The sequence below is a fragment of the Mesorhizobium muleiense genome, from assembly GCF_900099905.1.
GTDB classification, from domain to species: domain Bacteria; phylum Pseudomonadota; class Alphaproteobacteria; order Rhizobiales; family Rhizobiaceae; genus Mesorhizobium; species Mesorhizobium muleiense.
Map to the genome: position 1 here is coordinate 55,378 of NZ_FNEE01000025.1, position 12,700 is coordinate 68,077.

The 12,700-nt window shown below is 59.7% G+C and carries 11 protein-coding genes and 1 pseudogene; 10 read left to right on the forward strand and 2 right to left on the reverse strand.

The window, feature by feature from the left end; translation table 11 throughout:
- Window positions 1-354 precede the first annotated feature (354 nt).
- Window positions 355-669, reverse strand: coding sequence for a hypothetical protein (locus BLT09_RS28385; protein ID WP_091599500.1), 315 nt, complete (start codon window positions 667-669; stop codon window positions 355-357).
- Between the two features lie 657 nt (window positions 670-1,326).
- Here BLT09_RS28385 and BLT09_RS28390 point away from each other — a divergent pair.
- Window positions 1,327-2,559 (forward strand): MFS transporter, encoded by a 1,233-nt coding sequence (locus BLT09_RS28390; RefSeq protein WP_091599502.1) that lies wholly within the window; start codon window positions 1,327-1,329, stop codon window positions 2,557-2,559.
- Between the two features lie 249 nt (window positions 2,560-2,808).
- On the opposite strand, the gene BLT09_RS28395 is transcribed toward BLT09_RS28390, so the two are convergent.
- The gene (locus tag BLT09_RS28395) at window positions 2,809-3,867 is read right to left on the reverse strand and encodes a hemin-degrading factor (RefSeq protein ID WP_091599505.1); all 1,059 of its coding nucleotides are present in this window, start codon (window positions 3,865-3,867) and stop codon (window positions 2,809-2,811) included.
- 592 nt (window positions 3,868-4,459) lie between these two features.
- Here BLT09_RS28395 and BLT09_RS28400 point away from each other — a divergent pair.
- The 9 genes and pseudogenes from BLT09_RS28400 to BLT09_RS35955 all read left to right on the forward strand — a co-directional run.
- Entirely contained in the window at window positions 4,460-4,780 is a 321-nt protein-coding gene (locus BLT09_RS28400; protein WP_091599508.1) for a HesB/IscA family protein, read from the forward strand.
- A gap of 347 nt (window positions 4,781-5,127) precedes the next feature.
- The gene (gene nifS, locus BLT09_RS28405; RefSeq protein WP_091599511.1) at window positions 5,128-6,342 is read left to right on the forward strand and encodes a cysteine desulfurase NifS; all 1,215 of its coding nucleotides are present in this window, start codon (window positions 5,128-5,130) and stop codon (window positions 6,340-6,342) included.
- Between the two features lie 187 nt (window positions 6,343-6,529).
- Window positions 6,530-6,907, forward strand: a complete 378-nt coding sequence (gene nifW, locus BLT09_RS28410; RefSeq protein WP_091599514.1) for a nitrogenase stabilizing/protective protein NifW — start codon at window positions 6,530-6,532, stop codon at window positions 6,905-6,907.
- 188 nt (window positions 6,908-7,095) lie between these two features.
- Entirely contained in the window at window positions 7,096-7,947 is an 852-nt protein-coding gene (locus BLT09_RS28415) for an electron transfer flavoprotein subunit beta/FixA family protein (protein WP_091599518.1), read from the forward strand.
- Between the two features lie 16 nt (window positions 7,948-7,963).
- Window positions 7,964-9,073, forward strand: coding sequence for an electron transfer flavoprotein subunit alpha/FixB family protein (locus BLT09_RS28420; protein ID WP_091599520.1), 1,110 nt, complete (start codon window positions 7,964-7,966; stop codon window positions 9,071-9,073).
- A gap of 10 nt (window positions 9,074-9,083) precedes the next feature.
- Window positions 9,084-10,388 (forward strand): FAD-dependent oxidoreductase, encoded by a 1,305-nt coding sequence (locus BLT09_RS28425; RefSeq protein WP_091599523.1) that lies wholly within the window; start codon window positions 9,084-9,086, stop codon window positions 10,386-10,388.
- Between the two features lie 12 nt (window positions 10,389-10,400).
- A complete protein-coding gene (locus tag BLT09_RS28430; RefSeq protein WP_091599526.1) occupies window positions 10,401-10,700 on the forward strand; it encodes a ferredoxin family protein in 300 nt (99 codons plus the stop codon).
- A gap of 265 nt (window positions 10,701-10,965) precedes the next feature.
- A complete protein-coding gene (locus BLT09_RS28435; protein ID WP_128345484.1) occupies window positions 10,966-11,490 on the forward strand; it encodes an alpha/beta fold hydrolase in 525 nt (174 codons plus the stop codon).
- Between the two features lie 646 nt (window positions 11,491-12,136).
- Window positions 12,137-12,493 (forward strand): annotated as a pseudogene (locus BLT09_RS35955) (helix-turn-helix domain-containing protein); the annotation flags it as partial.
- Window positions 12,494-12,700: the final 207 nt, after the last annotated feature.

Sequence of the window (12,700 nt, forward strand, 5' to 3'; positions counted from 1 at the left end):
TGTGCTGACTTACTGGTCGGGATTGCAACATTCTTGTCCAGCGTCGGACACAGAATGTAGAAAGCTAGACACCGACTTGGAGCAACTCAATTGGTGGGATCGCTAGCCGATCATGTGCCCGGGGAGCATCCAGTTCGAAAGGTTGCGCTAAGCGGTTTGGTGACTTGGCCGAGGTCACCCAGGTGGAAATGACCAACACTTGTTCGTGAGCCTAGTGGCGCTCCCCTCGATGATGTCTGGCGGGGTGGTTAGCCGCCTCCGTGGGACAAGGTCAGTCTACAAGAATGGGCTATAGCCTCTCCTCGCCTGCCTCATTGGCCCTCCTTCAGAGCCGGCCACACGAGCTTTCGTCTTTCAGCACGGCGTTTTCTCGCCAGCTACCAGAGCCACACCGATGCCGTTAATGAGCGTCCAGTCGAGGGGTTGTGTGGCCCTGTCCATCTTGCCCAGCACCTTGGCTTCGCATTTGCCGGTGCGGCGGAAAGCCTTCAAGACGCAGTTCTTGACCTTCTCCAGATCAGCCTCGGACGGATATCGGCAAGGGTTCAGCTCGTCCTTTTGAACTTGCGCATCTTCGTGTTGGCGAACCCCAGGCCGCCCGACATATTTGCGGCCTATCCGGCACCTCAACTTCGAACAACCTTGCGGCAAGCTCTTGGGATAGCCCACGCTCGTGCCTCCACCACCCGCTCAGCAGAGCCAGATTTGTCGTTGATGGCACGGTACTTGCGCAGTCATTCGCAGACGCGTCACGGACCGAGAGTGTCGTCCCATGAATTCAATCACCAAAAAGGCCGCCCGACGTTGCTGGGACCGCCTGCAATTACCTTATCCCAGAATTGGGAGCAACGGCTTCAAAAGGGATAACTCATCACCTCAATTCTGTCGATCGCGCGGCCATCGAACCGCAGCCATCGATCAGACTTCCGCCTCGTTGCACTCATTGCGACCGCCTTGGTGCTTGCGACGACCGCTCAATTCTGGCTGCCAGGATAACCGCATATGGCGACGGAACTTCCTGCTTCAAAGCAATATAGAGATCGTCGATCATCCCCCCATCAAGGCCTCGATCGAGGACACCGCGTTCGGCTTGCTTGGTTCGCAGTGAACAGGCCGCACTTCGACGGATGCGATCGATGCGACCGCGCCGAGAACTCTCCCGCATTGTCGACGGTTGTGTCCGTCGGCCCTCCGATGAGGCCTCGGATGCGTGGGCGCCGAGGCCTCGACTGAGGCCGACTGGCCGCCGCCGGAAGGTCTAGCGGCTTTGATCCCCGGCGATATAGCCACCCCTGCTGCAACAGCTCCTAGCTGGAGAACTCATTCATGACCGAATCGGCGACAGATTTAGTGGACGCGGCTCTGTTCGACCGAGATCGGCTTGACCCAGAAAGTCCCTATCAACGGTCTGGCCCCGCATGGGGTGCGATCATTTCGCTTTCCTTCGGCACCTTCGGGCTTGTGACGGCAGAGTTTCTGCCCGCCAGCGTTCTGACACCGCTCGCGCATGATCTCGGTATCAGCACGGGCACGGCTGGACAGGCGCTAACAGCGACCGCAATCGTCGCGGCGATCTCGGCACCGACAATGGCCATCGTGACAAAGCGTCTGGACCGCAGGGTCGTCATCTGGGCGATGACGCTGCTGCTGATCCTGTCGAACGTTCTGGCGGAGGTTGCGGGGTCGCTGCCGGTGTTGCTGGCGGCACGCGTCGTCCTCGGCATATCGCTCGGTGGTTTTTGGTCAATTTCGGCAGCGTTGGCAATGCGGCTGGTTCCAAGTCACCTCATGCCGCGCGCCATGTCGATCATCCTCACCGGCGTTTCTGTCGCCTCCGTCTGCGCGGCTCCAATCGGCGCTTATGTCGGTGACATTTGGGGATGGCGAGCCTCGTTCAAGGTCGCCGCAATCGTGAGTGCCGTTGCGCTGCTCGTGCAACTCGTAACCATTCCGCCACTGCCTCCGATCGAAGTGCGCAGATTCCGCAGTCCGCTGGATGTCGCGAAGAATCCGACGATGAAGGTTGCGGTCCTAGTCGTGCTATTGGTCGCTTCCGGCCATTTTGCCAGCTTCGCCTACATCCGCGACTTTCTCGAGAGCGTTCCTCCGCTCGACAAGAAGTCGATCCCGCTCGTGTTCCTTGCTTCTGGCACGGCCGGCGTCTTCGGCAATTTAGCGGGCGCATTCCTCACCAAACACAGTCTCAAGGCAGTCGCGGCCCTGCCGCCCCTGCTCATTGCCGTAGCCGCTGTCTCGCTCCTGACTATGGGAGCATCGGCCTTGACCTCGGCAATTGCAGTTGCCGTATGGGGCTTTGCTTTTGGCGCGGTCCCGGTCGGATTGCAGACCTGGATGGTGCTGCGCGCCGCTCCGAAACAGGCCGAGAGCGCTGGTGTACTGATGGTCATAGCCTTCCAAGTGGCGATCGCAGCCGGCACAACTTTCGGTGGCCTATTGGTGGATCACACGGGCATTGCCAGTGTCTTTCTCTACAGCGCGGTTGCCACGTTCCTCGCTGTCTTGACAGTATTTCTGCTCGGCCCGAACCGCAACAGCTGACCGCCTGGTGGGGAGTGACGACGGTCGGTGGCGTTAACGCTATTGTCACCTCTGAGCTCGGCCAAAGGCCGCGGCTTCGTCGTAACCATGCCTTCGATGGGGCAGCGCCAAATTGCTACCTGCTCATCGCGTTATGACAATACAGCGCGCTTATTGCGTCATCGTGTTCCCGATCTCGGCTTCAATGCCCGGCTACTCGCTGCGGAGGCAGATGGGCGCCGGCGTCCCACCGACAACGATCGGTCTTTCTCATGTAGCTGTTCTCATGTAGCTGTCGGGGAAACGCGGCAGGTTTTCCGCCAGAACCCGCCAGTCGTCGCGCTCGCGTTCGCCTTCCTTGCGCGCACCGAACAACTGGATGATCATCTTGCCGTCGGACCCATATGCTTCGAGCGAGGTGACGTGACTGTCATTGGTCGGCTTGCGCACGGCCCAAACCTCACGGATTTGGTGGCTCCTGAGATGCAGCCGGAAGGTTTCGTCCAGCACATAGATGCACGGCCCGATCTGCTTGACCGACTTGATTAAGCCGGAATGGGTCTGGATAGAGCCTCGGTTGCCGACGAAGCACATGATCGGCAATTCGTCTTCGGCCGCACGCTGGAGCACGGCGCCAACTGCAGCATTGTCGAGCAGCCAAGCGTAATCCTGGCCTACCATGCGCAAAGCCTGGCAGCGGCTGAGCTTGAGCGTCTTCAGAAGGTTGACGTCAGTCAGCCGGCTCCAGTGCTCGCGTAGGTCGTCCACCGTGCCGGCCCGGTCCGCAGTCCTCGCGCCCAGGTCGGCTACTCTCGCCTTAAGCGACATGGTCGGCTCCTGGTTGGCGGATACGAGCTCGGCCACCAGCTTTCGATAGGCATGAAGGTTGGAGACCGGCCTGAGATGCACCTTATGCACTGCTGCGCCGGCGGCGTCGAAGAATTGCAAACTGCGCTGGATTCCGCCGCGATGGCGCCTTTCAACAGCGAAACCATACCTCCAAGCCTGCGGGAAGACGCGAAGGTCGAATTCGTCACCAAGGACCATGGCGTGATTGTTGCCGGTTATCACTTTGTTGAAGACGCCAATCTTTTCGTGCACGGCACCTTGATTGCGGGTCAGCGCCGTCACTTCGCCCACGAATTCGAGGCCCGTCAGCAGGTGATTGACGCGCGGGTCGATGCGTGCCGCGCCGAAACCGCAATGGGCCGCGACCAGTTCCGCTTCCGAAATGCCCAATTGGGCGGCGAAATCACGCGCGGGAATGCTCGGACAGACTTCCCACGCACGCCGGATTTCGTTGGGCGACCGCTTCTTGCGCTGATCCATGTTTTTAACCCCGCCCCGTTCTTCTTTTGACGATCGGTCGAAAAAAGGGCCTCAGGGGTGTGCACGGCGGACGCGATTGATCGTCAGGCACACGCCAGTCGAATCCTGTCTCCGGGCGGTCAGCGGCCAATCGCCGGTAGAGAGCGATTGTTGGGTGGTCGGCGCCAATCGGCCGATCGAGCATTCGGGTTCCACCGGCGGTGCTGCTTTCCCACACAAGGCGGGTCTGAGGGAGGAGCGACATATTGCTTCCTTCGTTCTTCGATTGCGAGGGCAACCCAAAGGTGAATCGGCCGGCAATTTTGCCGCCGCAACGAAGGCTCTCAAAAGTCGTGCCAGTTGCTCCGCGGCAAGCTCTGAACATCTTTGGCTCTGTTCATTGCTTTACGCGTGAGTGCATCGCGAACTCAGGCGCCCCTCCTGTGACGCGGACGCGACAAACCCGACAGTAAGTGTCGGTTGTCGGACGTCTCCCCAGCAATCGAGCATAGAGACGTCGGGATGTCCTACCGTTTTTACACACGTCTTCCCTTTGGCACGGTTCATGCGAGATGATCCGCGAAAACGTCACGGACCGAGGAGAAATCGAGCCATGATTACGCTCACCGACAACGCTGTTGCCGCCATCAAGGCCGCTCTTTACCGCGCCAGCGAGCCGGCGGAAGGATTTCGCATCATGGTCCATGCCGGCGGCTGCGCCGGCTTCCAATACTCAATGGGCCTGGAGAGCGTCTCACATGAGGGCGATACGATCATCGAGCGAGATGGGCTCAAGGTGTTCATGGATAGAGGCTCCCAACCCCATGCCGCCGGCATGACCGTCGACTTCGTCACAGGGCTCGAAACATCCGGCTTTGTTTTCGATAACCCCAATGCGCAGGAGAAGTGCAGCTGCGGCAAGTCCTGCAAATGATTGCAGGGGAACAGGCTATGTTCGACTATAGCGACGCCAAGGAATACTGCGTCAAACCGGTAACCCCCGGCGCTCTGGAACCAGCCGACACGCACTGTCGGCCCGGAACAATTGCGTTCGGTGATGTGCCAAATCGCGATCATCGATCGTTGCCGTGGGCAAGCAAACAACATTGCCCGAAACAGCTGAATTCCCGGCGGATGCCGCCACCAAATGGCAATGTCGGCAGCGACCGGTCAGCCAAGCCATCGCTCGCCCGGCCGCCCACCTCACCAGATACGATATGCGCCAGAGGTTCAATGGCCCGCCTACCCTTGAATCATTTCAGCAGTTGAAGGATCACTCCCATGAGACCTGTCTATCTCGACAACAACGCAACGACGCGGGTTGATCCTGCAGTCCTTGGAGCGATGTTGCCTTTCTTTACGGAGCAATTTGGCAATCCTTCGTCCATGCACGCCTATGGCGCATCGGTTGCTGAAGCCGTGAGAAAGGCGAGGCGGCAGTTGCAAGCCCTCATCGGCGCGGGATTCGAGGACGAGATCATCTTCACCTCGGGCGGGACTGAAAGCGACAGTACAGCCATCCTTTCGGCGCTCGAGGTAATGCCCGGTCGAACGGAAATAGTGACTTCCGCGGTTGAACATCCGGCCGTTCTGAAGTTGTGCGCGCACCTTGAAAAGACGCGCGGCGTCAAGGTGCACATTATCCCAGTCGATCACCACGGCCGGCTCGACCTGGACGCCTACAGAACCGCCCTCACCCCACAAGTGGCAATCGTCTCGATAATGTGGGCGAACAGTGAGACCGGTACGATCTTTCCCGTGGTTGAGCTTGCCGACCTAGCCAGGGAAGTCGGCGCGCTTTTCCACACTGATGCAGTGCAGGCGGTCGGAAGGTTTCCGATTGAGCTGAAATCGACCGCGATCGACATGCTGTCGCTCTCCGCCCACAAGCTGCATGGTCCAAAGGGGATAGGCGCGCTTTATGTAAGACGTGGCGTGCGCTTCTCCTCCCTGATCAAGGGTGGCCACCAAGAGCGCGACCGGCGTGCAGGCACTGAAAACACACCCGGCATAGTCGGACTGGGCATGGCGGCCGAACTCGCCTTGAAATTCATGGACGAGACAACACGAATAAAATGGTTGCGCGACCGCCTTGAGAACGGGATCATCCAGCGCATCCCAAACGCATCCATCAACGGCGATCCGCAGGAGCGATTGCCAAACACTGCAAACATTGGATTCGAAGGTATCGAAGGCGATGCAATCCCAATTGTCCTCAGCCGGCTGGGAATCGCCTGTTCCGCCGGGTCCGCCTGTGCCTCTGGCTCAATGGAACCGAGCCATGTTCTGATCGCTATGAACGCGGCATGTGGGGCAGTCCGCTTCTCCTTGTCGCGTGACAACGGCGAAGATGACGTAGACCGCGTGCTTGAGGTCCTGCCTGCGATCATCGAGAAACTACGTGCCGTTCCCAGTGCTGGACTGTGCGGGCGAGGTGCAGAACACCTTCATTCCGGCCCGGGCCCGAGCGGCACAATAGCCGACGCCCACTCATGAGCCGTGAGGACTTCCTCAACGTGACGACCCTACGCAATGGAGAGCAGGCAACCCGGGGTCGCCTTCACCACTTCAGAAAAGCTTGAGATCGCCAAGTCTCTTGCCCCAGCCGCCGTGCCAGAGGTCGGCACGCCGTCAGCAATGTCACCAACGCATCGACACCACAATTTCGCGCCGGGAGAATACAATGAACTGCTCCGCTGACAGCCGCCCGATTGATCCCACCGATATCCTGGCGCGACTGAAGGGCCTGTCGGCTGCGGAGGACTTCTTCGCCTGCCTTGGCGTCTCCTACGACCCGAAAGTGATGAATGTCTCGCGGCTCCATATCATGAAGCGCGTGGGCCAATACCTTGCCGAAGAAGATTTCTCCGGTCTGCCTGACCAGGTAATCGCCGCGCGGGTGCGCGCCAAGCTGGAACGCGCCTACGAAGATTTCGCGACTTCCTCGCCGCTCACGCAACGTGTGTTCAAGGTGCTAAGGGACCACGATCCAAACATATGTCCCGCACCTGGCCGCGCCTTCGTCCCGCTCGACTCTGCACTGAAGCGGTTCGGAAAGTAATGAGCCCGACACGGCTGCGACGCGACAATGTCGGGAAGTCGACAAATCCAGTCCTCATGACGCCTCCTCGGACGCAAACGAAGCCACCTTCTGGAATAGAGGCAGGAAGAAGACTTGGCATGAACGATGCAGGCAATGAGGTGAACCGCCAAGCACGCATCCGGACTGGGAGCTTAGAGAAATCGCCAATGCACATCGTAATCTGCATCAAGCAGGTGCCGGATTCGGCCCAGATCCGCGTCCACCCGGTGACGAACACGATCATGCGTCAGGGTGTGCCGACCATCATCAATCCTTACGACCTGTTCGCCCTCGAAGAAGCGCTCAAACTGCGCGACGTTCATGGTGGCGAGGTTACTGTGCTCACAATGGGTCCGCCCATGGCGGAGGACTCGCTGCGAAAGGCGCTCGGTTACGGTGCTGACCGAGCAGTTCTCTTGACGGACCGCTATTTTGCCGGATCCGATACGCTGGCGACCTCCTTTGCTCTTTCGCAAGCAATCGCAAAAATTGGGGAGACTTTCGGCAGGCCAGACATCGTCTTCACCGGCAAGCAGACGATTGACGGCGATACCGCCCAGGTCGGACCAGGCATAGCCAAGCGCCTGAATCTATCGCAACTTACCTACGTCGCGAAGATTGCCTCCATCGATCTCAAAACGCGCGAGATCGAAGTCGCGCGTCGCGCCGAAGGCGGCACCCAGTTGCTGAAGAGCAGACTCCCCTGCCTCATTACCATGCTGGAAGACACCAACGAAATCCGCCGGGGCTCGCTCCAGCAGGCTCTTTGCGCGGCGCGCAGCCAAGTCGTGAAGTGGACTGCAGCCGACGCCGGCATTGACGATCTCACCCGGTGCGGTCTGCGTGGCTCGCCGACAGTCGTCAAGCGTGTTTTCGCCCCCACCGCACGGGCAGAAAGCGCGGCGCAGATCGACACCGCGGAAAAGGGCTTGCAGGACATCGCCGATGAACTCATCGCCGATATCTTAACCCGCCGGCCGGCGCTGGAACATGAGTTGGCCTTCAACAGCGGCACGTGACGGCCAGGAGCAGAAAATGTCGACCGCAAGCCAAGCTACCCCTCGCCTTGCCCCCGGCCGTGCCGGTGTAAAGAAAGAACTTCCCGACCGTTTCAAAGACTACCGGCACGTGTGGGTCTTCCTCGAGCTCGAACGCGGCAATGTGCATCCTGTATCATTCGAACTGCTGGGTGAAGGCCGCAAATTAGCCGACAAGCTTGAAGTCCAGCTCGCGGGCGTCGTGCTGGGACCGCCGGGCGAGATGGTCGAGGACGCTGTTGCCGAGGCCTTCGCTTACGGGGCGGATCTTGTCTACATCGTCGATGCGCCGCCGCTCGCCGACTACCGCAACGAGCCGTTCGCCAAGGCGCTCACGGATCTGGTCAATACCCATAAACCCGAAATCCTCCTTCTCGGCGCGACCACACTGGGCAGGGATCTTGCGGGCTCGGTAGCGACGACCCTGCAGACGGGGCTCACGGCCGACTGCACCGAACTTGATGTAGATTCCGACGGTTCACTCGCCGCGACCCGTCCGACTTTTGGTGGCTCGTTGTTGTGTACGATCTATACACTAAATTACCGGCCGCAAATGGCGACGGTGCGACCAAGGGTCATGCCTATGCCGCAACGGGTGGATAAGCCGGTCGGGCGTGTCATGCGGCACAAGCTGTCGCTCGTTGAGGACGATATCGTCACCAAAGTCCTCGGCTTCCTACCGGATAACCAGTCGGCAATGGCAAATCTTGCCTATGCGGATGTCGTGGTTGCGGGAGGCCTCGGTCTCGGTGCGGCGGAGAACCTTCAGCTTGTGAAGAATCTTGCCCGAGCGATCGGCGCCGAGCATGGCTGTTCGCGCCCCTTGGTCCAGAAGGGCTGGATGCCGGCTGATCGCCAGATTGGCCAAACTGGCAAGACCATTCGACCGAAGCTTTACATCGCGGCCGGAATTTCCGGCGCCATCCAGCACCGAGTTGGGGTCGAGGGGGCCGATCTCATCGTCGCGATCAACACCGATCCGAACGCGCCGATTTTCGAGTTCGCCCACCTCGGGATCGTCACGGATGCAATCCGCTTCCTGCCCGCACTCACGGAAGCCTTCACCCGGCGGCTGTCGCCGCACAGTCGAGACAAGCTTGCGAGTTGAGGGAGAGGACATGATTGAACAATTCGATGCCATTGTGGTCGGAGCCGGCATGTCCGGAAACGCAGCTGCTTACACTTTGGCAAGCCAGGGGCTGAAGGTACTGCAGTTGGAGCGCGGGGAATATCCGGGCTCTAAGAACGTCCAGGGCGCCATAATGTACGCGAACATGCTGGAGAAGATCATCCCGGACTTCCGGGATGATGCGCCCCTCGAGCGGCACCTGGTCGAACAGCGACTTTGGGTGATGGACAACACATCTCACACCGGAATTCATTACCGGTCGGACGACTTCAATGAGGCGAAACCCAACCGCTACACGATCATCCGCGCCCAGTTCGACAAATGGTTTTCCCGCAAGGTGCGCGAGGCTGGCGCGACGGTCCTGTGTGAGACGACCGCGACGGAACTCGTCCGTGATGGCAATGGCAAGGTGATCGGCGTCCGCACAGACCGGGCTGGCGGAGTGGTCTTCGCGAATGTGGTCGTTCTCGCAGAAGGGGTGTCGGGATTGCTTGGCACTCGCGCAGGCCTGCGCGAGATGCCGAAGCCGGAGACCGTGGCGCTTGCCGTCAAGGAAATGCATTTCTTGCCCGAAGAGGTCATTGACCAGCGGTTCGGTGTCAAGGGCGATGAAGGCTGCGTAATCGAGGCCGTGGGCACGATCTCTCGCGACATGGCCGGGCTCGGCTTCCTTTACACCAACAAGGAGTCGATTTCACTCGGCATCGGCTGCCTGGTCTCGGATTTCGCCGCGATGTTGGAGAGCCCGTCCGCCCTCCTAGACGCGATGAAAAACCATCCTTCGATCCGGCCGCTGATCGCTGGCTCGGAGGTGAAAGAATATGCCGCCCATCTTATCCCCGAAGGTGGTTACAGGGCCATTCCGCAGCTCTTCGGCGACGGTTGGGTCATCGTCGGCGACGCAGCGCAACTGAACAATGCCATTCACCGTGAGGGTTCGAACCTTGCCATGACCTCGGGTCGTGTCGCGGCTGAGGCGATCATCAAAGTCAAAAGCCGCAACGGTCCTATGACCAAAGGGAACCTTGCGCTCTACAAGACGATGCTGGATGAATCCTTTGTGATCAAGGATCTTAAGAAATACAAGGACATGCCAGCCTTACTCCACACCAATTCCAGCAACTTTTTTACCAGCTATCCGCGGTTGATGTCGTATGCCGCTCAGAACTTCATGCGTGTCGACGGCACGCCGAAGATCGAGAAGGAAAGGGCCACCACGGCCGCCTTCATCAACGCGCGCTCGCGCTGGGGGTTGGTCAGCGACGCGGTCCGGCTGGCATTGGCATGGCGCTGAAGAGGGTACAAGATGACGATCGCAGTGACGAAGGTTCGTGTCGAGGACAAGCTTTACCAGAACCGCTACCTGGTCGATTCCGGCCGCCCCCATATCATAGTGCGACCGCACGAGAAGCCAAGCGCGAACTTGCTTGCGTTGACCTACGTCTGTCCAGCGAAATGCTATGAGTTGAATGACAGGGGCCAAGTCGAGATCACCGCCGACGGCTGCATGGAATGCGGCACCTGCCGGATATTGTGCGAGAAAGGCGGCGACATCGAGTGGAACTATCCGCGCGGCGGCTTTGGTGTCCTGTTCAAGTTCGGATGATCAGCCGGGACCGTGCCAAGAGCATGCCGGCAGCGAGCAACTGCGGCACACCATGAGCCTCTCCATCCACTTGCAAAGAGCTAGTGAATATTGGGCGTTCGCAATTCAAATTTCCTCGACTGGTAGGGGTGTCCTCAGGCCACGGCGGCGGCCTGTGCGCCGGACTTACCACCGGTAACGTGGTCGAGCCCCTTTGGGACAACGTTCGGCCATCGTGCCGGATGGCAGCCACAACGGCCGGTGAGCAAATGGAACGGCACAATCCATGACAAAGACGTATGTGCTAGTGCATGGTGCCTGGCATGGCGGATGGTGTTGGCGGGACGTCGCCGCCAATCTTCGCAAGATGGGATGCCACGTGACCACGCCGACCCAGACAGGTGTCGGCGAACGCGCACATTTGCTGTGCAAGGACATCACGCCCGACACATTCGTGACCGACATCGTCAACCACATTGTAACGGAAGAGCTGAGCGATGTGATCCTTGTCGGTCACAGTCTAGGCGGCATCAGCATCACCGGCGCCGCCGACCGGATACCCGACCATATCAGCCATCTCGTTTATCTCGCTCGACGGCGCCATCGTCGAGAGCGGTCAAAGTGTATTCAGCACCATGCCCCCCGACATCGTCGCCGCCCGTCGAAAATTGGTTGCGGAGGAAGGACGGGGTATCTTCATGCCGACTCCGCCGCCAACAGCATTCGGCATTCCCAAGGGACACTCGCTCACGGACTGGGTGCGGCGCCGGATAACACCGCATGCGGCAAGCACCTACGAAAGCAGACTTAAGCTCGAGCCCCCGCTCGGCAACGGCAGGCCCCGAACCTATGTCGTCTGCACTAATCCGCTCCACCCGCCGACGGCGGGAGCGCGAGAATGGGTCGCGAAGCAGGATGGCTGGGCGTGGCAGGAACTCGCCACTGGCCACGACGCAATGATCCTCGCACCGACGGAAGTTGCTCTCCTTCTTAGCGCTGTCGGCTGAGGAACCAAGTAAAGGGTGAGCGGGCGGCCGATTCTCAGGCCGCGGCCTTGAGTTCTGGTGCACGGATGTAGGCCCAACGGGTCGTTCCGGTGGCGCCACCGAAACCACCACCGGAACAAAGGCGGGAGTGGCCTGTCCTGCCGACGTCGCAAGCTTGCGAGCGTTCCGCCGCGGCCGCAGCCCGTAGCGCCGGGCAACCTCCGAGATCACCACGTTCGGCCCCAGGGTCTCGGCGATGACTCCGTCCCTTGTCGTCCATCGACCAATGCCTGCCGACTAACAGCGCCGTTGATCACCTTGAAACGCCGAGGCTGCCGCTCAGGGTCAATCGTAAAGTTCAAGTTCAGACACAAGCCGATCTCCGATCCACCTCAGAATCGGCAGGCCCACAGATCGCGGGCACTCCTGGAAGGACACAGCGCTTACCCTTGAAATATGGAGAACCATGGCTTTACGCCGTCGGCAGTTGAGCTGATCTCGCAATGCTATTTCCCCGGCAACGTCCGCGAGCTGGAGAACTGCGTGTAAAGAACAGCCACACTTGCGCGTTCTCCTCTGGAAGGAACCAATCTTTCGGAACGTGGCAATGGCATCGACGAGCTCTCACGGCCCAGCACGAAGCCGGTTAGGCGCATCGGCGCCCCTGAACACGAGATAGCCGGTTGCGATTCTAACGATACGGCCGGACCGGCGCTGGGACCGCGACGGACGGAGCGTGACCGGCTGATCGACACAATGGAGAAGGCCGGCTGGGTTCAGGCTAATGCGGCTCGAATTCTCCGCCTCACGCCGCGACAAGTCGGCTAGGCGATACGCCGGCATAGTCTCGAGGTGAAGGAAATTCTAAGAGCCTGATGAGCCAATCGTCAGGCCAGTGGTCTTGCGCGCCCTCTGCGCGACAAGGAGTGCTTTGTGCTTCTGAACGGATTTGGACTTGCACTGTCGCAAGCAGGACAAAATTGTGTCGCGCCGGCCTCACACAATCCGACATCGACCCAAATAGTGAACTGAAGC

Bases quoted from the DNA above. Each gene is read 5' to 3' on its own strand.
- BLT09_RS28390 (WP_091599502.1), top strand. From the start codon at position 1,327: ATGACCGAATCGGCGACAGATTTAGTGGACGCGGCTCTGTTCGACCGA.
- BLT09_RS28395 (WP_091599505.1), bottom strand. From the start codon at position 3,867: ATGGATCAGCGCAAGAAGCGGTCGCCCAACGAAATCCGGCGTGCGTGG.
- BLT09_RS28400 (WP_091599508.1), top strand. From the start codon at position 4,460: ATGATTACGCTCACCGACAACGCTGTTGCCGCCATCAAGGCCGCTCTT.
- nifS (WP_091599511.1), top strand. From the start codon at position 5,128: ATGAGACCTGTCTATCTCGACAACAACGCAACGACGCGGGTTGATCCT.
- nifW (WP_091599514.1), top strand. From the start codon at position 6,530: ATGAACTGCTCCGCTGACAGCCGCCCGATTGATCCCACCGATATCCTG.
- BLT09_RS28415 (WP_091599518.1), top strand. From the start codon at position 7,096: ATGCACATCGTAATCTGCATCAAGCAGGTGCCGGATTCGGCCCAGATC.
- BLT09_RS28420 (WP_091599520.1), top strand. From the start codon at position 7,964: ATGTCGACCGCAAGCCAAGCTACCCCTCGCCTTGCCCCCGGCCGTGCC.
- BLT09_RS28425 (WP_091599523.1), top strand. From the start codon at position 9,084: ATGATTGAACAATTCGATGCCATTGTGGTCGGAGCCGGCATGTCCGGA.
- BLT09_RS28430 (WP_091599526.1), top strand. From the start codon at position 10,401: ATGACGATCGCAGTGACGAAGGTTCGTGTCGAGGACAAGCTTTACCAG.
- BLT09_RS28435 (WP_128345484.1), top strand. From the start codon at position 10,966: ATGACAAAGACGTATGTGCTAGTGCATGGTGCCTGGCATGGCGGATGG.